Genomic DNA, 23,233 nt, shown 5'->3' with positions numbered 1-23,233 from the left:
CGCACAAAGCGGGGTTTTTTAATACTTAAACTGTATTAAGCATTTTCACGAGCAATCGCGCGGTAACCAATATCTTTACGGTATTGAACGCCGTCAAACGTTACTTTTTGGCAAAGCTCTAAAGCTTTTGCTTGTGCTTCACCAATGGTATTACCAAGTGCAGTCACGCAAAGGACACGACCACCAGCAGTTACGATGTCACCATTCTCATTGGCTTTCGTACCTGCATGGAACACTTTCGCATCTGCCATTTCCGTATCTAAACCAGAAATCACATCGCCATTGCTAGAGGTTTCAGGGTAGCCCTTGGATGCAAGTACGATACCGACAGTTTTACGCTCATCCCATTCAGCTTCTGCAGGAAGTTTACCTTCAATACCTGCTTCAACTAAATCAACTAAAGATGATTTTAAACGCATCATGATCGGTTGAGTTTCAGGGTCACCAAAACGACAGTTAAACTCGATTACTTTAGGCTGACCTTGTTCATCAATCATCAAACCTGCGTATAAGAAACCTGTATAAACGTGCCCGTCTTTTTTCATACCTTCAACGGTAGGACGCATCACTTCATTCATGGTTTTTTCAAAAACTTCAGCCGTCACAACAGGAGCAGGAGAGTAAGCACCCATACCACCCGTGTTAGGACCTTGGTCACCTTCAAAGATACGTTTATGATCTTGTGACGTAGCCATAGGTAAAATGTTGTCGCCATCAATCATACAAATGAAAGATGCTTCTTCACCTGCCAAGAACTCTTCGATGACAACGCGTGAACCTGCATCACCAAATTTGTTGCCTGCAAGCATGTCATCAATTGCATCGAATGCTTCTTGATTGGTCATCGCAACGATCACGCCTTTACCAGCAGCAAGACCATCAGCTTTGATCACGATCGGCGCACCATTTTTCTCAACAAATTCCTTAGCAGCATCGACTTCTGTGAACACGTCATAGAAAGCCGTTGGGATGTTGTGACGTTTCAGGAAGTGCTTCGCAAATGCTTTAGAGCCTTCTAATTGCGCTGCAAATTGGGTAGGACCCCAAATTTTCACACCTGCAGCGCGACAAGCATCGACTACACCATTTACAAGCGGTGCTTCAGGACCGACAACAATCAGGTCCACGGCATTATTTTTTGCAAAGTCGATAATGGCAGGGTTATCTAAAATGTTAAGTGCTACATTTTCACATTTTGGTTCAGTTGCTGTGCCAGCATTACCCGGTGCAACGAAAACTTTAGCTACTTTTTCATCTTGAGCGATTTTCCATGCTAACGCATGTTCACGACCGCCATTACCCAAAACTAAAATATTCATCGGTTCATACTCCATGAATCGAAAATGACATAAAGTCCTCAACTAAATGAATAGAAGAGGACTTTAGGCAAGATTAAAAATCTCTTATCAGTGTTATAGGTGACTTATGAGAAGTCATCATGACACGAACCATTAATTAATGACGGAAATGACGCATGCCAGTGAACACCATTGCAATACCTGCTTCGTCAGCAGCAGCAATCGTTTCTTCATCTCGCATTGAACCACCCGGTTGGATGATACATTTGATACCTGCTTTAGCAGCGTTATCAATACCATCACGGAATGGGAAGAATGCGTCAGATGCCATTACTGCACCTTCAACGACTAAGCCTGCATGTTCAGCTTTGATCGCAGCAATACGAGCAGAGTTTACACGGCTCATTTGACCTGCGCCCACACCAATCGTTTGACGGTTTTTAGCATAAACAATCGCGTTTGATTTAACGTATTTCGCAACTTTCCAAGCAAAGATCATGTCATCAATTTCTTGTTCAGTTGGGGCACGTTTCGTCACAACTTTAAGATCATCTTTAGTAATCATACCTAAGTCTTGATCTTGAACGAGTAAACCGCCGTTTACACGTTTGTAGTCCATTTGTGGAGCACGTTCGTCAATAGCTGGTAATTCGCCACATACAAGTACACGTACGTTTTTCTTCGCACCTGTAACTTCTAATACACCTTCAGCAACGCTTGGTGCAATAATTACTTCAACAAATTGACGATCAACAATAGCTTGTGCAGTTGCAACGTCTAATTCACGGTTAAACGCAATGATGCCACCGAATGCAGATTCTGGGTCAGTTGCATAAGCTAAATCATATGCAGCTTTAATGCCGTCTAAAGAGACTGCAACGCCACATGGGTTTGCGTGTTTTACGATTACACATGCAGGTTTTGCAAATGATTTAACACATTCAAGTGCTGCATCAGTATCGGCAATGTTGTTATAAGATAATTCTTTACCTTGCAACTGTTTAGCAGTAGAAACAGAAGCTTCAGTTGCAGCAGGGTCAACATAGAATGCAGCAGATTGATGTGGGTTTTCACCGTAACGTAAATCTTGAGCTTTATTTAATTGCGTATTGAATGTACGTGCAAATTGATCAGCTTGACCTTCTTCTTTACCAACGCGAGCGCCTAAGTAAGATGCGATCATACCGTCGTACTGAGCAGTATGTTCAAATGCTTTAACTGCTAAGTCAAAACGAGTTGCATAAGAAAGTGAGCCTTCAGCTTTAAGCTCAGCAACTACAGTCGCATAGTCAGATGCATTTACAACGATACCTACAGACGCATGGTTTTTCGCGGCAGCACGAACCATCGTTGGACCACCGATGTCGATATTTTCAATCGCATCAGCAAGTGAGCAGTTAGGTTTTGCAACAGTTGCAGCAAATGGATAAAGGTTTACCACAACTAAATCGATCGCATCGATGTTGTGTTCAGCCATCACAGCTTCATCTAGACCACGACGAGCCAAGATACCACCGTGGATTTTCGGATGAAGTGTTTTTACACGTCCGTCCATCATCTCTGGGAAACCAGTGTGCTCTGAAACTTCGACTACAGCAATATTGTTGTCACGTAACAACTTATAAGTACCGCCAGTAGATAAAATTTCTACCCCTAGAGCAACAAGGTCTTGGGCAAATTCAACAATGCCTGTTTTATCAGAAACAGAGATTAATGCGCGTTTAATAGTCATGATTTAGTCACAGTTATCAAGAATTAAAACAAAAAAGCTAAATAGCAGGTAAAAAAAATGCCCGCGGAAGCCGCAAGCATTTTATCATTTATTCACTCATTAAACCGTGAGCTTTCAACTTTTTACGTAAAGTACCACGGTTAAGGCCTAGAATCTCAGCAGCGCGAGTCTGGTTGCCACGTGTATATTCTAACACTACAGATAAAAGAGGTTTCTCCATTTCTGCTAAAACCATGTCATAAACTTGAGATGGTTGCTCGCCTTGCAATTGTGCAAAATAATGGCGAACTGCGCGATCTACGTGAATACGAAGAGCGACATCAGATTGTGCAGTAAAAATAGGAGATTTGCTATTCATGCGAGTTAATCCGAGAATCAATAATCACTTAGGGTAAAAGTGATTTTGTGGTCAAAATAAAAAAACGAGCTCCGTTTTAGGTCCTAAAACGGTCGACTCTAAAACAAGAACAATTAGCTTGCCACAACTAGAGCAATTGAGTGAAAAATAAGCGTAACAATAGTTTAATATTTGTTACGGTTCCACATAAAACAAAAAACATCCCTGATGCGCTGAATAAAAAAATTAAGCACATGAACAGAACTGTATTTATTTTGAGAAATTGCGAGGAGTTTGCGGTACAAAGCTTTCGTGGCGCGTATCATACCATTGTCTATGTAAAAGTGAGCAAGAAAACTACATTTTTTTTAATTTTTTTATCGTTTTTTTTGATCTTATGGTCGTATAACTTCCAATTTATAATTGTCAAACTCAGATTGGGAAAAATTTATACTAAATTTGAAACCAAATGGACTGTCTTGAGGAATTCGTGTAATTCCATGCAAACTTTCTACTAAATATTCATTGGGTGTTTTAATAGAGGATGAAATCAATTTACCTTGTTGAAAAATGCTTATTTTCAACAGAGGCAGTTTTAGCCCTTTGCTATATTCGTTCACCAAGTGACCTGAAAAAACAGTGGAGATCGCTGATGTTGACTCAATATTGAGGTCTTGTACTTTTATATGGGTATAGCGTTCATCAAGCGTGTCACAATTAAATAAGTTACATGCTGATATAAATGCCTGATTTAGCGCAGGTGAGCGTTGCAATACATTTGGGTTAAACCATAAAAATTGAAAAACCAGTAATAACGCTAAAATTGTATTTACGATCGCCCATGTCGCAATATAAAGCCTAGTTCTTGGTTTCGATTGGCTATTGGCATGGATTGATGATGAAAGATTTAAAGATGGGTAGTTGGTAATCGGATCATGATTGAACGTATTTAAGTTATTTAAATACGTACGCAAGGTTATGTTTGAATTTGCAACTTTACGATCGAAAATATCCAATAGGTGTTGTTCTTGTTTAGGTTCAATCACATCTTCAGATGGTGCTGTACTGTCTTGGGCTTCTGTGATTAAAGGTTCAATCACTTTCGGTTGAGGATTGAATAGATGTAGAAGCGCATTAAACTCAGCAGAACATTTAGGACAACAAACCATACCCTCGGCAACAGTTAACTGGGTGACTGATACCTTGTAAATTGTGGAGCAATTTGGGCAGCGGGTTTGTTTATCACTCATATCTTAAATTAAGCTCTACTTATTTATGGCGTTTCCCAGAAAGACGGTACCAATTTTCATCACGCTTTTCTTTGTCTAATATATCAAAAAATTCAGCATAAACACGAGAAACATCATCAACTTGCTCTTCAATAATACCGGCTAGTGCGAATTCACCCTCAGGTTGAATGAGTGTTGAAAACTCCTCAGCAAGTGCCATCAGTGGGCCAGCAAGAATATTTGCGACAAATACATCTGCCTTTTGCTCACCGAGTGCTTGATTAAATTCTTCAGGTAAGCCGACATATAAATTTTCGAGAACGCCATTTAATTCAGCATTTTGTTGTGTAGCGAGTACAGCTTGAGGATCAATATCTGTTGCATATACTTTTTTTGCACCCAGCAATAGGGCAGCAACACCTAGAATGCCAGAACCACAGCCGTAATCGATGACGATTTTGTCTTTTACATCGGTTTTACCTAACCATTGTAGGCAGAGGAATGTTGAAGCATGATTACCTGTACCAAAAGCTAGGCCTGGATCTAATTTAATATTGACCGCATCCGCTTCAGGTGCTTCCATCCACTCAGGCACGATCCAATATTTTTCACCAATTTGAATTGGCTCATATGCATCCATCCAAGTGCGTTCCCACTCTTGATCTTCGATAAACTCATAACGTAAAGGCGCTTCAGGCATCTGGTCTTTAATGAAAGTTTCTAGTGCGACGACATCGATTTCTTCATCATCTTCTTGAGCGTAAATACCCGTTACGATGACTTTGTTCCAAAGCGGAGTCTCACCTGGAAGTGGTTCTAATAATGCTTGATCTTCTGCATCATCTAGCGTCACACTGACTGCACCAAGAGATAATAATAATGTTTCAGTAAAATCAACTTGTGCTTGATCGACAGTAATATGGATTTGTAACCACTTCACAGTAAAAAAACCTAAATATGCAATACGAGAGTTAGCATTGTACTGTATTCGCTTTAAGAATGCAGATAAAACCTGAAGCATAAATAAAGGCACGATTACAGTGCCTTTAAGATGAGTGGGTTAACTCAATTAATATCAGTTAATTTGTGAGTGGTTTCGAGTTAACTCAGCCGGATGGTCTAATGGTGCAAAACGATTCAGCAACATGCCGAAAATAGCAGCGAAGATATACATAAAGATTGAATAAACAGCTGCTGGCATCGCAATTTCGCTGCTATTCATTATCGTGATTGCAATCGCCATGGCCAAAGTACTGTTATGGATACCAATTTCAAAAGCACACGCTCTTGCTTGAAAACTCGGTACACCAAAGAAGCGAGGGAGAAAATAACCGACGCTAAGACTTGCGATACAAAATAACGCTGTCGCCAAACCAATTTGAGCAAGATAATTCATAATGTTGGCACGTTCAGAAAGTACTGCACCGACAATAATTAACACTAAGAATACAACGGCAAAAATACGCACTGGTTTTTCTAGTTTAGTTGCAACATTTGGAAATTTGTAGCGCACAAACATACCGAGGGCAACTGGAATAAGAATAATGGCAAACACTTGTAAAATTTTACTAAATTGCAGACCAATTTGGGTTGAATCCTGAATGAAATGTGCGATTGCAAAATTCACGATAAGCGGCAAGGTCACTGCAGCAATAATGGCATTAATCGCAGTCAAGGTGATGTTGAGGGCAACATCACCTTTGTATAAATAGCTAAACAGATTGGCTGTCGCACCCCCTGGTGAGGCAGCAAGCAATACTAAGCCGACAGCCAAGTAAGGCGAAAGATTGAGTATTTTACATATAATAAATGCAACGCCAACCAAAATGACGAGTTGGGAAAATAATGCGATGAGCACTGCTTTAGGGTGTTTACGAACGCGTAGAAAATCTTGAACAGTGAGTTCAAGTCCTAAACCCGCCATCACAATTGCAAGTGCTAAAGGTAAAAAAATCGTAAGGATCCCTGTGTCCATAAATTCATCCTGAATTTTGTTGTGTTATTTGTAAATAGATCGTTATTTTTAATTTGGTTTTATCGTTATCAATAAATAAAAGCAACCAATTTTTCAATTGGTTGCATAAATGGTCAAATTTAAAAAATTGGATTAAGACGCTTTTGGCATCGGTGGCGCATATCCGAGTGCACATTTGCCTTTATATTCTTGACCTTCAATATTCACGGAAACACTCGCTGCATCAGACTTACAAGCTGAATTAAGCTGCTCTTCATTTCCTTTTAAATCTTTACTTTGGGTTGGGAAAAATTGAGTTTGGCAAGTACCATTCCAAATGATTCCTTTATACGGGAAACTGACAGCATCGCCTTCGCTTTTACCCTTACATACACTTTGGAATTGTTTGGCATTATAGGCATTATCAACTTTGTCATTCGCAATACTCATACTACTTACGCTTAGACCCAAACAACATAACATTGACATCGTAAATAACTGGACTTTCATGTTCGTATACTCTTGTTAAAAAATATGACTTGAATATGTTGAAAAAATAGTCGAATCAATGGAAGGGCAATGCTGTAAATAAATTTTCTAAATTGTTAAAAAATCGCTTAAATCTGCAAAATTTATAAATTTTTATATCAAAATGGTTTATATTATTGGACTTCAAAAAAATTAGAATTAAATCGTTCTCGATTGTCTCAAGGCAAACAAAATTTGCTATAATTTTCTGTCATTATTTTTATCTCCTCATATACCACTATGCATTATCCTAAAGTTTACGATGTCATTGTTATCGGTGGCGGACACGCTGGTACAGAAGCAGCGCTTGCTGCGGCACGTATGGGTCGACAGACTTTACTCTTAACTCATAATATTGAGACTTTAGGGCAGATGAGCTGTAACCCAGCGATTGGTGGTATTGGTAAATCACACCTTGTTCGCGAAATTGATGCCTTAGGTGGTGCGATGGCACTCGCAGCAGACAAGGGTGGTATTCAGTTCCGTATTCTGAACTCACGTAAAGGTGCTGCAGTTCGTGCAACGCGTGCGCAGGCTGACCGTGTACGTTATAAAGCGGCTATTCGCGAAACATTAGAAAACCAAGCCAATCTTGATATTTTCCAACAAGCAGCAGATGATCTCATTGTTGACGGCGATACCGTTAAAGGTGTGGTAACACAAATGGGGATTCGCTTTGATGCGAAAACTGTCGTGTTAACCGCTGGTACATTCTTGGGTGGCGTGATTCATGTTGGTCTTGAGAAATCAAGCGGCGGTCGTGCAGGTGATCCACCTTCAATTTCTTTAGCGCACCGTTTACGTGAGCTTCAATTGCCAGTAGGTCGTTTAAAAACAGGTACGCCACCACGTATTGATGCACGTTCTGTAGATTTCTCCGTGATGACACCACAGCCGGGTGATTTCCCATCACCAACGATGTCATTTATGGGTGATGCATCTATGCACCCAGAGCAAGTCAACTGCTATATCACGCATACCAACGAAAAAACTCATGATATTATTCGTGGCGGCCTAGACCGTTCACCGATGTATACTGGTGTGATTGAAGGTGTAGGACCACGTTACTGTCCGTCAATCGAAGATAAAATTCATAAATTTGCCGATAAAGATTCTCACCAAGTATTCTTAGAGCCTGAAGGCCTAGATACACATGAACTTTATCCAAATGGTATTTCTACATCTTTACCGTTTGATGTCCAGTTTGAATTAGTACGCTCAATCCGTGGTATGGAAAATGCGCATATCCTGCGCCCGGGTTATGCCATTGAGTATGATTATTTCAACCCACAAGCTTTGAAATTCACTTTAGAGACTAAAGCGATTAATAACTTGTACTTTGCGGGTCAAATTAACGGTACGACAGGTTATGAAGAAGCCGGTGCACAGGGTTTACTTGCAGGTTTGAATGCTGCACGCCGTGCGTGGGATCAAGAACAATGGACACCGAAGCGTGATGAAGCGTACATGGGTGTATTGGTCGATGACTTAATCACTTTAGGTACGAAAGAACCTTACCGTATGTTTACCTCACGTGCGGAATACCGTTTGATGCTTCGTGAAGATAATGCAGACCAACGTTTGACACCAATCGGGCGTGAAATGGGTCTTGTGGATGACGAGCGTTGGGCAGCGTACTGCGAAAAAATGGAAGCGGTTGAGCGTGAAACAGGTCGTTTACAACATCTTTGGGCTGCACCTAACAATCCAATGGGTAAAAAATTCGTTGAAATGACAGGTGCGGATCTTTCTAAAGAATGTTCTGCGATTGATTTGTTGAAACGTCCGAACATTACTTTTGCTCAAATTGCGGAACTCACTGGTTCTGATGTTTCTGCTCAAGTGGGTGACCAAATTGAGATTGCAGTTAAATATGAGGGTTATATTAACCGTCAGCATCAGGATGTAGCGCAAATGAAGCGCTTAGAAGAGACTAAGATTCCAGCTGATTTTAATTATGACGTGGTATCTGGTTTATCTCGTGAAATTACTTTGAAACTCAAAGAAGTTCGCCCTGAAACTCTCGCTCAAGCAAGTCGTATTCCGGGCGTTACACCTGCTGCTGTTCAATTGGTGATGATTACGATTCGTAAGAATGCACAAACTAAAAAATCTGCTTAAGCCTGTTGCAGTCCAAAAAACCCGCTTGATGCGGGTTTTTTTGATCCTCATATAACGATTTATTCATAAATAAGATAAATAATTTATTATTTACGTTTAACAAGAATAGAGATTAATAAAGAAATTATGATTATTTCTCAATCCAAGTTAATGTCGTTATATTGATTCTACGTTCACAACAAAGAGGAAAGGCCATGACGATGAAGCGTATTCGTTATAATGGTTATGAAATTGCATGCTGCACGATGTAAATCATAATCCAACGACATTGAAAAGTGTACGTGAGCTAGAGGGGAGTTTAGTTCACGTATTTAAACTCAACACAATAAGAAATCAGCGCAATACTGAAAATATGATAATAAAAAATCTTCAGAGCCAATTTGGCTCTTTTTTAATTTTCAATTTCATGAACGGCGTTAAATACATCGAGCGGTTCAATACGAATGATCTTTTTGCCGAAGCTTCTGAGCCACCAAACCAATTGTGAAGTAAAGGGCACATTAGCCACCACTTTAAAGAGATCATCAGATACTTGTGTGATGGATTGATCTTTACTGAGTTGGCTTTCGGAAAAGTAAAGTGCATCAGCTTTATTCATAAAGAGTTCGAGTTGAACGAGCTCAGTGGGTTTATTGAAATCAACTCTAAAGCCGAGCGCACCAGATTCAATGTAAGCATCAATATCAAAGTCAACAGGGTGTAAGGCGCGTTGTTCTAGAACTTTTGCAGATTTAAAGCGATGTAAAGCAAAGGTTTGAACTTCTGATTTGTCATGTCGAGTACAAATCAAATAAATGATTGAACCCTTTTGAACCAATGCGAGCGGGTTTAAGGTATAACCACGTTCTTCACTTTCAGGTCCACGCGCACGATATATGCATTCGATCTGTTTATCTTGTAATAGACCTTCATAAATGGCTTGCTGCGCATGTTTCTCTACAACAGGAGGGATCAAGGGCTGGCTTGCTGGAACAATACGGACACGGTTAATCCATTGACGTACGTTGTTTTGTGTAGATAAGCTGCGTTTTGCAAGCTCGAACCAAGGGTTCATCTCCTCAATTAAACTTGGTGGAAGCAAATGCTTCAAATGTTCTTCAACCATCATAAAGGTGACCGCTTGAGAGCTGGTCATATGCGGCAAGCTTTGAATAGGGGCATCTGATCGCCAACGCCAACCTTGTGGTACAGTTTTATTACTCTCAATAGGAAATCTTTGAGAAATTTGATTTAAATCACGTTGAATGGTTCTTAAACTGATTTCAATACCTTCTCTTTGCAGGGTCTCTTGCAACTCTCGTGTACCCATCCATTTACCAGTGGTTAAGCGTGAAAGAATTTGCCACTGTCGATATAAGCTATTCGATGTTTCTTTTTCTTGAGAGGACATAATCAACTAATGAATAAAGAGAAAATATTTTTCAAACACACAATAAAAAATCTTTAAGAGATAAGCAAGCATGGAAAGTGAAGCTATTGACTATATTTCGATACATCTTTAGGTCATTTTTCGTTGTGAATGCTTCAAAAATGGGGCATTAATAGATGAATAGGTAAATTTTTGGCATTGAAATTGCTTAATTTTGTTTACAATTGATAACAATTAAGAGGTATGTATGCTAAAAGAGGAAAAAGATACCACTTCAATTCTCGCAAATTTTAAGGCTGATCATACCGTCGAAGCTTTTGAAAAATCTAAGCAGATCGAAGTTAAACAAAACAGCACTGCGTACTTGTTCGATCAACTTAAATCTGAATTGTATAATGAACTTTTAGATGACAAAACTATTGGATTAGAGGCATCTAGCAAAATCGAAAATTGGTTATGTGAAAGAAGCTTGGATGAGCTGAAATCATTAAATCATCAAGCGAAGGAACATTTCCTCTATCAGGGCATTACATTTACAGTCTATGGTGATGCTGAGGGTACAGATCGCATTATTCCTTATGACTTAATTCCACGTGTAATTGCCAAACAACAATGGCACAAAATAGAGCAAGGCTGTGCACAAAGGGTGCAAGCATTGAACTTTTTTTTAGATGATATTTACCATAATCAGGCGATTTTAAAAGATGGTTTAGTGCCTGAGCTGCAAGTGCTCACTCATGAGGCATACCAACCATTGATGTATAAACATTCATTGAAAGGTAAAGTTTATAGTCAAATTAGCGGAATCGATATTATTCGTGATCAGCAAGGTGACTTCTTCGTACTAGAAGACAATTTAAGAACACCATCAGGCGTGTCTTATATGTTGGAAAGTCGAAAAATTAGTGAAAAAATGATGCCCGAACTTTGTAAGTCATCAAATTTACAAGGTGTAGAGCAATATCCTCAACTTTTAAGACAAATACTCGAGGAAAATGCTGAAGTAGATAAACCATTTATCGTGGTGCTTACACCCGGCCGATATAACAGTGCATATTATGAGCATTGCTTCCTCGCACGTGAGATGGATGTTCCTCTAGTTACAGGTCAGGATTTATTCGTTGAAAATGCTAAGGTCTATGCCAAAACCGTTTGGGGTAAAAAACAAGTCGATGTAATTTACCGACGCCTAGATGATGGATTTCTTGATCCATTGTGTTTTATGCCAGACAGTACATTAGGTGTACCTGGCCTAATGTCTGCTTACTTACAACACAATGTCGTGATTGCGAATGCGCCTGGCACGGGGGTAGCAGATGACAAATCAATCTATCCTTATGTCGATAAAATGATTAATTACTATCTAAACCAGAAGCCAATTTTAAATAACGTACCGACTTACCAATGTCGTGAACGTGAAGAACTCGATTATGTACTTTGTAATTTAGAAAAGTTAGTGGTTAAAGAGGCGCAAGGTTCAGGCGGTTATGGCATGTTAATTGGTCCTAAAGCGACCGAACAAGAAATTGAACAATTTAGATTAAAGTTAATTGCACAGCCACATGCTTACATTGCACAACCAACTTTAGCGCTTTCAGTCGCTCCCACTTTAACTGAATTCGGCATCGCTGAACGCCATATTGATTTAAGACCATTTATTTTAAGTTCACCGTATCGTACAGAAATCGTGCCAGGAGGTTTAACCCGAGTTGCGATGCAAGAAGGGTCATTAGTTGTAAATTCATCACAGGGTGGTGGCATTAAAGATACGTGGGTTATAGATCCGCTACATTCATAAATATACAACCAGGAGCTTGTCATGATTATATTAAACAGCAATGCACAAAATATTTACTGGGTTGGCCGTTATTTATCTCGTATTCAACATTTATGTGGTCAGTTTCCATTTCAAGATGATGTTCAAGCATTGCAGTATGCACATGCTTTTTGCTTACCTGCTTTTAATGCGTGTTCGCTCAATGAGCTGATTCTGAGTAATGATCAGCCTGCTTCTTTTTTTCAACAATTTGAATGTGTGAAAAATAATATTCAAGATTTACGTGGTGTATTGTCAGTTCAGGCTTATTCAGAATTAAAACAGATGGTGGATACAGCGACACAAAATGCAGGATTAATTTGTACTGTTGTTGATGAGTGTAGCGATATTCTAGAAGCTGAAAATGAAGACATTTTTCTGTTTTTTAGTCTAGGACAATATTTCGAAAATCTTGATCGTGAAATAAGATTGAATCAGGATGTTAATTCTACAATCAATTCTTTAAGTGTTGTGATTGAACTGTTGAAGTCTAAAGGATGGGACAGCTTAGATGAGGCTTGGCAACATCTTTTAGCGCATCCAAATGCTAATAGCTTTTACCAATTGAATGATCAGGTGCAATGTTTATTTGAGGTGGATGCATGAAATTGATGATTAATCATCAAACCCATTATCAATATACGGAAACGGCAAAAAATAGTATCCAATATATACGAATGTGTCCTCAATGTAATGCTCACCAAAAAGTAGATGCTTGGTCAGTGAGTATTCCTGGTCATACGGTCGAAGCAAAAGATGCCTTTAATAATATTTGGATCACTTCGACTCAACGCTATGCATATCAAAATTTAAGTATTATGGCGCAGGGCATTATTGAAATCGATACAGTTTCAGAACAAGCTATCGAGTCAGAAGTGCCAGTCGGTATTTTTCTACAAATTACCCCAGCGACTCAATGTGATGCTGAAATGAAAGCTTTTGCAGCTCAGCATGTGAGTAAAAAGACTCGTGATGAATTAAAACATTTAAGTTCTGCATTGCTTGAGCATATGCCATATATTTCAGATTCTACTCAAGTGAATACTACGGCAATAGATGCATTCCATCATCAACAAGGGGTATGTCAGGATCATACTCATGTATTTGTAGGTATGTGTAGAGAGTTAAATATTCCTGCGCGTTATGTTTCTGGATATCTTTACGTTCCAGAAATGAGTCATTTGGCGAGCCATGCTTGGGCTGAAGCTTATATAGATGGAGTTTGGTATACATTTGATGTTAGCAATCAGCTCTATACGCCAAGTTCACACATTTATATTGCATTAGGGCGTGATTATTGGGACGTTGCACCTATCAGAGGTGTGCGAGAAGCTGGTGGCGTGGAGAGTATGACGACCATCGTTCAGGTATTACCGTGTTAGAACAAAATTTAGAAGAGAGATTTCAATGACCTATTGTTGTGCTATGCGTTTACGTGATGGCTTAATTTGTATCAGTGACACGCGAACAAATGCAGGTGTAGATCATATCTCTGTATTTCGTAAACTCTATCTTTTCGGTGTTGAGGGTGAGCGTTTTATCAGTATACAAACTGCGGGTAATTTGGCGACGACACAAGCCGTTATAGGACATTTACAGAATCAGCTAGATTTAAAACACGAACCTAATTTGTATAGTGTGAATAGCATGTTCGAGATGGCTGAATTGGTTGGTCATACTTTAAAGCGTGTCATTATGGATGTGACTACTGATCAACTAGAGCAAAGTAATTATCACTGTACGATTTTACTTTCTGGTCAAATTCAAGGGGAGGATATTCAGTTATATAATATTTATCCTCAGGGTAATTTTATCAATGCGACGTCAGATACGCCCTTTTTTCAGATTGGGGAAAGTAAATATGGTAAACCAATTTTAGATCGTGCATTAAATTACAATACTGAATTAGATGAAGCATTAAGATGCGGTTTAATTTCATTTGATTCAACCCTTAGATCTAATGTTTCTGTGGGCTTACCACTAGATGCATGTATTTATAAAAAAGATAGTTTTGCAATTCCATTGTCTAAACGTATTCATGATGATGATCCATATTTCTCATCAATTAGTAAACTTTGGTCAGATACTTTGCGTCAAGGATTGAACGGTTTGCCACGGCCAACAGAAGACTATTGGCAATAATTTTGCTTTATGATTGAGTTTAGATTAAATTGAGTTGCATTGAATATTAAATCATTACTATAAAAATTAGGGGAAGCAATGCAACAGTTCAGTTATGCGAGTGTGTCGACTGCAGATGCAAGTCGCTTATTGATTGATGTTCGTGAAATCTTGAATGAAGCCCGTCATTTCAATTTTGAGCATAAAATTTCTGGAGCGCTATATTATGCAGATGGGCACTATTTTCAATGTCTAGAGGGTGATGAAACCACACTAGATATATTGTTGCAAAAGCTTCACAAGGATAAACGCCATCATCAAATTCGCCTATTCCAGCGAAAAAATATTGAAAAAAAACAATTTCAAGAATGGTCTATGAAGTTTGTAGGACGACAAAGTCCAGTGAAGCAGGCTTTAATAGATATGGGATTTAGTCAATTTACGCCTACACAGTTTACACAAGATCAAGCTGATTATTTAATTCGATTTTTGACACGCGCTCAGGATACGGATTTTAATGAACTACAACGTAATGCTGTTTAGCATTACGTTGATTTAATTTGCTCATTACATTTTGAGACGCTTCGGACGTTGGCTTAATCGACATAACAACTCATAACCAATCGTACCATTCGCTTCAGCAACATCATCCACTAAACGATGTTTACCCCATAATTCTACTGGATCACCAATTTTTGCGTTGAGATCAGTGACATCTATGGCAATCATATCCATGGCAACTCTGCCAATCACTGGGGTTAATTGACCATCTAGTGAAACCGAATTCTCACGAATAAAAGCTCTTGGATACCCATCACCATATCCGATCGAGACAATTGCTAATTGCATAGGTCGCTGTGCAACAAAGGTTGAGCCATAACCTACAGCTTCACCTGATTGAATGGAGTTAAGTGCAATAATCTCAGCACTAAATGTCATGACAGGTTTTAAATCTAGAGCGTGGACGTCACGATCTGCAAATGGCGTTGCGCCGTACAGCATAATACCAGGACGAACATAGTCAAAATGCAATTCAGGGTATTTATAAATTGCCGCTGAATTACAACATGAAGCTAAAATTGGTGCACAATCTTGTTTTACTTCAAGAAATTGAGATATTTGTTGTTCATTTAAAGGGTGATCAACATCTGCATTAGCAAAATGCATTGCAAGTACACAGGTAAAACCTTCATTTTTTAATTGATGAATAATCGATTTGATTACATCAATTTTGAAGCCTAAGCGGTTCATTCCGCTATTTAGTTTAACCCATACTTTTAGATTTCGGGCGATATAAGCATCTTTAACTTGCAACAACCACTGCAGTTGTTGATGATGATGAACGATTACTTCAATATGTTGCTCAATCGCAATTTGCATTTCATCTTCAGAAAAAACACCTTCAATTAAGGTGATAGGTTGTTTAAAACCTAATTCACGTATTTCAAGTGCTTCTTCTAAACATGCAACGCCAAAAGCATCAGACTGGCTCAATGCGGCTAAGCAGTCTGAGACTCCATGACCATAAGCATTTGCCTTTACCATACTTACAACTTTAGAGTTTGGTGCAAGTTGTTTCACGCGATTTAAATTGTATTGCAATGCGTGTGTGTCAATACAAACCGTTGCTTGGCGCACTCTAATTTACTCCTAGAGGCATGTGGAAAGGTTAAATCTTTTAAACTGAAAAAAAGATAATTGTGTTGGATCAATTCGTGCGTTCTTAACTAAGAATTGATCAAAGCAAAATTACTCTTCTTCTTGGTTCTGCGCGTAATATTCAGGTGACAAGTTACTAAAACGCGTATATTGACCTTCAAAAGCGAGTCGAACGGTACCAATTGGACCATTACGTTGTTTACCGATAATGATTTCAGCAGTTCCTGCTTCTTTAGATTCTTTGTTATATACCTCATCACGGTAAATGAACATGATCAAATCGGCATCCTGCTCAATTGCTCCAGATTCACGTAAGTCTGACATCACAGGACGTTTATTTGGACGGTTTTCGAGTGAGCGGTTAAGCTGCGAAAGTGCAATCACAGGGCAATGCATCTCTTTCGCCAATGCTTTCAAGCTTCGAGAAATTTCACCAATTTCACCCACACGGTTATCACCCATACCTGGTACTTTCATTAACTGCAGGTAATCGACCATGATGCAACCCAGTTTACCACCGTGTTGTTTCGCGATACGTCTTGCACGTGCGCGCATTTCAGTCGGTGGGAGGGCAGATGAATCATCAATATAAAGATGTTTTTCTTGCAATTGAAGAATCGTTCCCGTGACCTTGTTCCATTCTTCGCCATCTAATTTGCCAGATCGCAAATGTCCTTGATGCACTTTACCAAACGAGGAAATTAAACGCATGGCAATAGAGTCAGCAGGCATCTCCATGGAGAATACGAGAGCAGGAAGGTTGCAATTGAATAGCACACTTTCGACTAAATTCATTGCAAAAGTTGTTTTACCCATTGATGGACGGGCAGCAACGACGATCATATCTCCAGCTTGCATACCTGATGTTTTATTATCAAGCTCCACAAATCCTGTGGTCAGACCTGTAATATTCCCATCAAGTTGTGATAATTCGTTGAGTTTATCGAATACATCTGCGACAACGGTATTAATTGCTTTTGGACCTTGAGCTTTAGCATTGTTATTGTGTTGTTCAGCCAAAGAAAAGATACTGGTCTCAGCTAAATCTAAAATTTCACTGACTTCTCGACCTTTCGTGTCATACGCATTTTGTAGAATTTCATTACCAACTTTGATCATATTTCTCAAAGTTGCAAATTCACGTATTTTATTGGCATAAGTTTCAAGGTTATAAAAGCTTGATGGAGAATCCGCCATCAATTGCATTAAATATTCTTCACCGCCAATCACATCAAGCAGGTTCTGTTTGATTAACCAATCATTGACCAATACGGCATCATAAGGTGAACTTTCTTTAGAAAGTTTTTCAATTGCTCTAAAAATATATTTATGTCGAGTCGCGTAAAAATCATTCTCGGTTAATATATCGCTGACCTGTTCGAATGACTCAGCTACTGTCATGAGTGCGGCAAGAACAGCCTGTTCAATAGCAAGATTGTGCGGAGGCGTACGAAACTCTTTGAGTGCTGAAGATTCACTCTTTAGCAAATCTAACTCAGTGTTATTCGTATTTTTTTTGGCAGTCGCCTGAGACATATAAAACCTTGATTTACAATAATTACGAAAATGAATAGGGGAGACTTATCTTAATGCAAAATGCACAAGCAAGACAGTGCAACAAATAATATCGATAACAAATAAAAAACTAAGTCTAAATTTCAGCTTGCTAAATCAAATTTTATAATTATTAGGGATAAAAAAAGAGCATGCTGATGCATGCTCTTTTTCTTTGCATAAAATTACTCAGATACGATAGTAACGAGAACTTCAGCAACAACATCGTGGTGCAATTGGATTGCGATGTTGAATTCGCCAGTGTGACGAAGTGCACCGTTCGGTAAACGAACTTCAGCACGGTCAACTTCAAGACCAGCATTTGTCAACGCGTCAGCGATGTCACGAGTACCGATAGAACCAAATAGTTTACCTTCGTCACCAGCTTTCGCAGTGATTACGATATTTACTTCGTTCAATTGGTCAGCACGTGCTTGAGCAGCAGCTAATACTTCAGCTTCTTGCTTCTCAAGTTCAGCACGACGAGCTTCAAATGCAGCAGTGTTAGCTTCAGTAGCAGCAACTGCTTTACCTTGAGGGATTAAGTAGTTGCGGCCGTAACCAGCTTTAACTGAAACTTTATCACCTAATTTACCAAGGTTCTTAATGCGTTGTAATAAGATAATATCCACAGCTCAACCTCACTTATGATTGTCAGTGTAAGGAATCAACGCTAAGTAGCGAGCTTGTTTGATAGCAAGAGCTAATTGACGTTGGTAACGAGCTTTAGTACCTGTAATACGGCTAGGAACAATCTTGCCGTTTTCAGTGATGTACTGTTTTAAAGTATCGATATCTTTATAGTCGATATATGTAACGTTCTCAGCTGTAAAGCGGCAGAACTTACGACGACGGTAGAAACGTGCCATTGATGTTCTCCTTATGCTTCAGCAGAGTCTTGAGCTTGTTGTGCTTCTTCACGTTGAGCTTTACGCGCACGTTTTTCTTCAGCACTCTTAGCCAATAAAGACTCTTCAGTGATTGCGTTTTCACGACGAATAATAACGTTACGAAGAATAGCATCGTTGTAACGGAATAATTCTTCCAATTCATTAAGCGTAGTTTGGTTACATTCAACGTTCATTAAAATGTAGTGCGCTTTGTGAATTTTGTTAATTGGGTAAGCCAATTGGCGACGGCCCCAATCTTCAAGACGGTGAATTTGACCTTCAGCATCTTTAATGTGAGAGATATAGCGTTCTACCATACCTACCACTTGATCGCTTTGGTCTGGATGTACCAGAATTACGATTTCGTAGTGACGCATTGTCAGCTCCTTACGGTTTTATGCAGCCTCTAACGCATTTGTTAGAAGCAAGGAGTCACAGCTGAATGTAAACAAACAGTGTGTCGCAAAATTTGCGAAGGTTGGATTCTATGTGTTTTGAACCTAAATTTCAAGTCAATGAGTTGAAATACGAAAATTTTCTGCATTACATATATTCAATGACAGTCTGCTAGATCATTACAATGATTCTAAATACAGTGATGTCTAAATAATTTGCTTAAATAAGAACATAATGACTGATCAATTTTTATATCTTGAAGAGATAAACAGCAAAAAATCATTGGATTGGGTACAGAAAGAAAACACATTAACATCAGAAGAATTAACTCAAAATCAATTTTTTAAAGAGACATATGTTGGTTTGGAGAAAGTTTTATTCGAAGCACAAGCACTTCCATACATTTCTAAAATAGGTGCTTATGTTTATAACTTTTGGCAAGACCACATTAATGTACTAGGAGTTTGGCGTAGAGCATTATTGGAAAACTATCAGAAAGAGGATATTCAATGGGAAACGTTGATTGATTTCGATCAGTTAAGTGCCGATGAGGGCGTGAAGTGGTTTTTTGGTGGCGTTGAAAGGCTAGAGATTGATGATCAGTATTGTCTCGTGTACCTATCAGAAAATGGAGCTGATTCAGTTCAAATTCGAGAATTTAATCTTGCTGAAAGAAACTTTGTCGATGGTGGATTTTTTATTGAATCTGCTAAAACACAAGTTCGCTGGATTAGCCAAAATGAAATATATGTGATGACAGACTTCGGAGACGGCAGTTTAACTTTATCTGGTTATCCAAAAATCGTTAAGAGATGGAAAAGAGATACACCGTTAAATGAAGCAAAGACTGTATTTGAAGTTTTTGATCAGGATTTGTCGGCATTTGCATTTCTAGATCATTGTAAGGGTTATGAAAGACATGTCTTTACTCGAATCATAAACTTTTACGAGAGTGAGTATTTTGTCGGTGAAGAGCAATTTAAATTAAATGTGCCCAAAGATGCGCGTGTTTCTTTCTACCGTAACTTAATGTTGATTGAGTTGAAATCCCATTGGGATATTTCGGCTGGTTATCTAGCGGGTAGTTTAATGTGCATAGATTTTGATGCATTTAAAAATGGAGATCGTGAGTTTGATGTGATTTTCAAGTCTTCTACTTGTAAAACTCTAAGTAATTATACGTTCACTCAGGATTTCCTGATTTTAGACATCATGAAAGATGTGTCCAATTATCTGGAAGTGTATGATATTCAATCAGGGATAAAATTAGTCGACGCAATCTATCCAGATGAGCCGTATTCGCAAATAACCATAGATTCAGTCGAAAATTTTAATAACGATGTATTGATATCGATTCAGAGTTTTATAAATCCACCAACACAATATTTTGTCGAACTTGAATCAATGAAAAAACAAAAATTGAAGTCTAAGGCTCATTCAATTGATCAATCACACTATCGAGTTGCGCAACATTTTGCATTGTCAAAAGATGGTACCAAAGTTCCATATTTTCAAATTTCTTTAGAACAATCTCAGTTGAATCACTTACCAGTTTTGATTGAGGGATATGGAGGTTTTGAAGTTTCACTTACACCTAGGTTTTTGGAAAAGAAATTGAATCGTTAATATCTAAAGGTGTTGTATATGTTATAGCCAATATTAGAGGGGGAAATGAGTATGGCCCTGATTGGCATCAACAAGCATTAAAACATAATCGACATAAGTCATATGAGGATTTTTCTGCAGTTGCACAACACCTTATAGATCGAGGCGTGACTATAAAAGAAAAGCTAGCTGCTATTGGTGGTAGTAATGGTGGATTATTAATGGGGAATATGCTGATGCAATACCCAGATTTATTCAGTGCAATTGTTTGTGAGGTTCCTCTACTCGATATGTTGAGATTTACTCAAATAGGGGCAGGTTATTCGTGGATTGCCGAATACGGAGATCCTTTAGATAGCCAAGATGCAAAATATTTAAAAACCATCTCGCCTTATCATTTGTTGGACGAATATTTTGAAAGTACAGCTAAATTACCCGCTGTGCTATTTTACACCACAACTACCGATGATCGAGTTACGCCTGCGCATGCCAGAAAAATGGCGGCTAAAATGAAATCTATGAATATTCCAAATGTATATTTTTATGAACAAGTTGATGGTGGGCATAGCATTTTTGCAAATAAGAAACTGAGCGCATTTCATTCAGCTTTAGTCAGTTCATTTTTATTTGAAGTTGGTTTTAGGTGATGAATTAATATTTTCGATTTTAAGTAATTTATGGGTATTCAGTGGAAACTAAATAATAAAGAATCCTTTTTTGTGTTTATTCTTATTTTAAATGAATCTGTATCAAAATAAAAAAAAGATAGAGGCTTCTCTATCTTTTAAAAAATGACAAGATTGTTTATTGGTGCAGTAGCAGTAAAACTAAAGCAAATACTGATAATCGTAATTAGGAGAACAGAGAATAAGAAATATTTCTTTGCCCATAATTGATCATTTTCAGCTTTAAATCCAATGATATTTAAATATAGCCAATAAACAGTCAATACATTGAGAATTATACAATAAAGCCAGTTTGCATAGCCAAATACAAATAAAGCGTTCATTGAAATTGCAAATAGCACAATGTAAATCAGCGATTCGATCTTGGTGCGAACAATCGAGCGCGCAACAGGAAGAATCGGAATACCTGCATTTTTATAATCATCAAAACGATAAATTGCAATTCCCCATGAGTGAGGCATTTGCCAAAATGCATAACCCAAGAAAATGAGTAGCGCACCTAAATCGAACTGATTCGCGACCGCTGTATATCCAATGACAGGGGGGGCTGCACCAGAAATACTACCGACCACAGTTTGGTGGATCGTTGTTCGTTTTGTCCATAAGCTGTAAAAACCAACATATACGACAAAACCAATAACTGCGAATAAAAAAGCGTACGCATTTACCCAAAACCATAAAATACCAAAACCGATTATGCCTAACAGCAAAGCAAAAGCTAATGCAATTTGAACAGAAATGGTTTTCTTAACTAACGCACGATTTTGAGTGCGCTGCATTTTTTGGTCGATGTCTTGATCAATAACGTTATTAACCACACATCCAGATGCAACTACGAGGGTAGTGCCAATGAGGGTAAGAAGCAGGAGAAGGAAATCTACTGAACCTTGGGTAGCTACAAAGTAGCCACCCAAAGTGGTAACAAAGTTACCAAAGAGAATTCCTGGCTTAGTCAGGAATAAGTACTTTTTAAACATGACAATCAGTTTAGATCATCATGTTTGAATGTAAGTAGTTCATGATCCATACAGAACCAACTAAAAGAACAGCAATAGTTAGAATTGTATAGATAAATGCAATCACGTTCCAACGTTGCTCTGAAGATGAGTTCATGTGCAAGAAGTAAACTAATTGTACAAGTACCTGAGCAACAGCTGTAATACCGATAACAGCAATAATTGCACCACGGCTGAAGCTATCAGTATTCATTGCCATGTAGAATGGAACTACAGTCAATAAAACAGAAAGTACAAAACCGATTGTGTATTGCTTTACGTTACCGTGTGATGCACCAGCAGCATTATGATCATGACTCATTATAATACTCCCATTAAGTACACTACGCTGAATACGCAGATCCATACGATGTCAAGGAAGTGCCAGAACAAGCTTAGGCAAGCAAGACGACGAGTATTGATTGTAGTCAAACCATATTTTTTGATTTGAATCATCAACACGATCATCCATACCAAACCAGAAGTAACGTGAATACCGTGCGTACCAACTAAAGTAAAGAACGCAGATAAGAACGCACTAACGCTTGGTCCATGACCAGCATGAACTAAATGATTAAATTCATAAAGTTCCATGCCGATGAAGATTGCACCGAATACAAATGTAACTGCTAACCAAGCTAGAACTTGACCAACATTTTTCTTGTAAGAAGCAAGTACCGCAAAACCAAATGTCACTGATGAAATCAAAAGTGCGAAAGTTTCAGTTAAAACGAAACCTAAAGAATCTGCAAAAAGATCCTTTGCACTTGGAGTGCCAGGTGGAATATGACTGCTTAATACAGCGAACGCGATGAAGAGTGTACCGAATAAAATCAAGTCACTCATCAAGTAAGTCCAAAAACCAAAGACCGTGATGTCTGTATCATCGTGATGATGTTCATCATGCTCGTGGTTTTCGTGATGAAGTACTTCAGCCATATCC

General features: G+C 38.6%; 24 protein-coding genes. 8 read left to right on the top strand and 16 right to left on the bottom strand.

Annotated elements, in window-relative coordinates:
• Window positions 1–35: 35 nt before the first annotated feature.
• The 7 genes from purD to AC1M9K_RS02340 form a co-directional block, all read right to left on the bottom strand.
• A complete protein-coding gene (gene purD, locus AC1M9K_RS02370) occupies window positions 36–1,319 on the bottom strand; it encodes a phosphoribosylamine--glycine ligase (protein ID WP_481588398.1) in 1,284 nt (427 codons plus the stop codon).
• A gap of 136 nt (window positions 1,320–1,455) precedes the next feature.
• Window positions 1,456–3,030: a bifunctional phosphoribosylaminoimidazolecarboxamide formyltransferase/IMP cyclohydrolase gene (purH, locus tag AC1M9K_RS02365; RefSeq protein ID WP_092766164.1), complete on the bottom strand. Its 1,575-nt coding sequence runs from the start codon at window positions 3,028–3,030 to the stop codon at window positions 1,456–1,458.
• Between the two features lie 88 nt (window positions 3,031–3,118).
• A complete protein-coding gene (fis, locus tag AC1M9K_RS02360; RefSeq protein ID WP_001086304.1) occupies window positions 3,119–3,388 on the bottom strand; it encodes a DNA-binding transcriptional regulator Fis in 270 nt (89 codons plus the stop codon).
• A 374-nt stretch (window positions 3,389–3,762) separates the two neighbouring features.
• Entirely contained in the window at window positions 3,763–4,617 is an 855-nt protein-coding gene (locus AC1M9K_RS02355) for a DUF3426 domain-containing protein (protein WP_481588397.1), read from the bottom strand.
• 19 nt (window positions 4,618–4,636) lie between these two features.
• On the bottom strand, window positions 4,637–5,536 hold the full coding sequence (prmA, locus tag AC1M9K_RS02350) for a 50S ribosomal protein L11 methyltransferase (RefSeq protein ID WP_035267660.1): 900 nt from the start codon (window positions 5,534–5,536) through the stop codon (window positions 4,637–4,639).
• 135 nt (window positions 5,537–5,671) lie between these two features.
• On the bottom strand, window positions 5,672–6,571 hold the full coding sequence (locus AC1M9K_RS02345) for a bile acid:sodium symporter family protein (RefSeq protein ID WP_481588396.1): 900 nt from the start codon (window positions 6,569–6,571) through the stop codon (window positions 5,672–5,674).
• 132 nt (window positions 6,572–6,703) lie between these two features.
• Window positions 6,704–7,060 (bottom strand): hypothetical protein, encoded by a 357-nt coding sequence (locus AC1M9K_RS02340; protein WP_035267631.1) that lies wholly within the window; start codon window positions 7,058–7,060, stop codon window positions 6,704–6,706.
• A 258-nt stretch (window positions 7,061–7,318) separates the two neighbouring features.
• Between AC1M9K_RS02340 and mnmG the strand changes: the two genes are divergently transcribed.
• Window positions 7,319–9,199, top strand: coding sequence for a tRNA uridine-5-carboxymethylaminomethyl(34) synthesis enzyme MnmG (mnmG, locus tag AC1M9K_RS02335; RefSeq protein WP_481588395.1), 1,881 nt, complete (start codon window positions 7,319–7,321; stop codon window positions 9,197–9,199).
• A 391-nt stretch (window positions 9,200–9,590) separates the two neighbouring features.
• On the opposite strand, the gene AC1M9K_RS02330 is transcribed toward mnmG, so the two are convergent.
• Window positions 9,591–10,589, bottom strand: coding sequence for a helix-turn-helix transcriptional regulator (locus AC1M9K_RS02330; RefSeq protein ID WP_179998271.1), 999 nt, complete (start codon window positions 10,587–10,589; stop codon window positions 9,591–9,593).
• A 226-nt stretch (window positions 10,590–10,815) separates the two neighbouring features.
• On the opposite strand from AC1M9K_RS02330, the gene AC1M9K_RS02325 reads away from it, so the two are divergent.
• The 5 genes from AC1M9K_RS02325 to AC1M9K_RS02305 all read left to right on the top strand — a co-directional run bounded on the left by AC1M9K_RS02325 (window position 10,816) and on the right by AC1M9K_RS02305 (window position 15,048).
• Complete coding sequence (locus tag AC1M9K_RS02325) at window positions 10,816–12,366, top strand: circularly permuted type 2 ATP-grasp protein (protein ID WP_481588394.1); 1,551 nt, start codon at window positions 10,816–10,818, stop codon at window positions 12,364–12,366.
• Window positions 12,367–12,387: 21 nt separating this feature from the next.
• Complete coding sequence (locus tag AC1M9K_RS02320) at window positions 12,388–12,990, top strand: hypothetical protein (protein ID WP_481588393.1); 603 nt, start codon at window positions 12,388–12,390, stop codon at window positions 12,988–12,990.
• A complete protein-coding gene (locus tag AC1M9K_RS02315) occupies window positions 12,987–13,766 on the top strand; it encodes a transglutaminase family protein (RefSeq protein WP_180027633.1) in 780 nt (259 codons plus the stop codon). The genes AC1M9K_RS02320 and AC1M9K_RS02315 overlap by 4 nt, the downstream gene beginning before the upstream one ends.
• 25 nt (window positions 13,767–13,791) lie before the next feature.
• Window positions 13,792–14,526 carry a proteasome-type protease gene (locus AC1M9K_RS02310; RefSeq protein ID WP_035267625.1) on the top strand — a complete coding sequence of 245 codons (735 nt, stop codon included), beginning with the start codon at window positions 13,792–13,794 and terminating at the stop codon, window positions 14,524–14,526.
• Window positions 14,527–14,604: 78 nt separating this feature from the next.
• Window positions 14,605–15,048: a BLUF domain-containing protein gene (locus AC1M9K_RS02305; RefSeq protein WP_092766172.1), complete on the top strand. Its 444-nt coding sequence runs from the start codon at window positions 14,605–14,607 to the stop codon at window positions 15,046–15,048.
• 24 nt (window positions 15,049–15,072) lie between these two features.
• On the opposite strand, the gene alr is transcribed toward AC1M9K_RS02305, so the two are convergent.
• The 5 genes from alr to rpsF form a co-directional block, all read right to left on the bottom strand.
• Complete coding sequence (alr, locus tag AC1M9K_RS02300) at window positions 15,073–16,143, bottom strand: alanine racemase (RefSeq protein ID WP_481588392.1); 1,071 nt, start codon at window positions 16,141–16,143, stop codon at window positions 15,073–15,075.
• A 111-nt stretch (window positions 16,144–16,254) separates the two neighbouring features.
• Window positions 16,255–17,700, bottom strand: a complete 1,446-nt coding sequence (gene dnaB, locus AC1M9K_RS02295) for a replicative DNA helicase (protein WP_092766174.1) — start codon at window positions 17,698–17,700, stop codon at window positions 16,255–16,257.
• A 203-nt stretch (window positions 17,701–17,903) separates the two neighbouring features.
• Window positions 17,904–18,350, bottom strand: a complete 447-nt coding sequence (gene rplI / locus AC1M9K_RS02290) for a 50S ribosomal protein L9 (RefSeq protein ID WP_035267617.1) — start codon at window positions 18,348–18,350, stop codon at window positions 17,904–17,906.
• Between the two features lie 9 nt (window positions 18,351–18,359).
• The gene (gene rpsR, locus AC1M9K_RS02285; RefSeq protein ID WP_004719336.1) at window positions 18,360–18,587 is read right to left on the bottom strand and encodes a 30S ribosomal protein S18; all 228 of its coding nucleotides are present in this window, start codon (window positions 18,585–18,587) and stop codon (window positions 18,360–18,362) included.
• A gap of 11 nt (window positions 18,588–18,598) precedes the next feature.
• Entirely contained in the window at window positions 18,599–18,985 is a 387-nt protein-coding gene (rpsF, locus tag AC1M9K_RS02280) for a 30S ribosomal protein S6 (protein ID WP_035267614.1), read from the bottom strand.
• Between the two features lie 253 nt (window positions 18,986–19,238).
• Here rpsF and AC1M9K_RS02275 point away from each other — a divergent pair, with 253 nt between their 5' ends.
• Window positions 19,239–20,630, top strand: a complete 1,392-nt coding sequence (locus AC1M9K_RS02275) for a prolyl oligopeptidase family protein (protein WP_481588391.1) — start codon at window positions 19,239–19,241, stop codon at window positions 20,628–20,630.
• A complete protein-coding gene (locus tag AC1M9K_RS02270) occupies window positions 20,618–21,256 on the top strand; it encodes a prolyl oligopeptidase family serine peptidase (RefSeq protein ID WP_481588563.1) in 639 nt (212 codons plus the stop codon). The genes AC1M9K_RS02275 and AC1M9K_RS02270 overlap by 13 nt, the downstream gene beginning before the upstream one ends.
• Before the next feature lie 137 nt (window positions 21,257–21,393).
• Here AC1M9K_RS02270 and cyoE read toward each other — a convergent pair whose 3' ends face one another.
• The 3 genes from cyoE to cyoC are packed head-to-tail and all read right to left on the bottom strand — an operon-like array spanning window position 21,394 to window position 23,229.
• Window positions 21,394–22,272: a heme o synthase gene (gene cyoE / locus AC1M9K_RS02265; RefSeq protein WP_481588390.1), complete on the bottom strand. Its 879-nt coding sequence runs from the start codon at window positions 22,270–22,272 to the stop codon at window positions 21,394–21,396.
• A 10-nt stretch (window positions 22,273–22,282) separates the two neighbouring features.
• Window positions 22,283–22,615, bottom strand: a complete 333-nt coding sequence (gene cyoD, locus AC1M9K_RS02260; protein WP_171076771.1) for a cytochrome o ubiquinol oxidase subunit IV — start codon at window positions 22,613–22,615, stop codon at window positions 22,283–22,285.
• Window positions 22,612–23,229, bottom strand: coding sequence for a cytochrome o ubiquinol oxidase subunit III (cyoC, locus tag AC1M9K_RS02255; RefSeq protein ID WP_035267060.1), 618 nt, complete (start codon window positions 23,227–23,229; stop codon window positions 22,612–22,614). The genes cyoD and cyoC overlap by 4 nt, the downstream gene beginning before the upstream one ends.
• Window positions 23,230–23,233 lie beyond the last annotated feature (4 nt).

Source organism: Acinetobacter sp. 24-47-67 (assembly GCF_056779735.1).
This window is presented reverse-complemented; position numbering and strand designations above follow the sequence as displayed.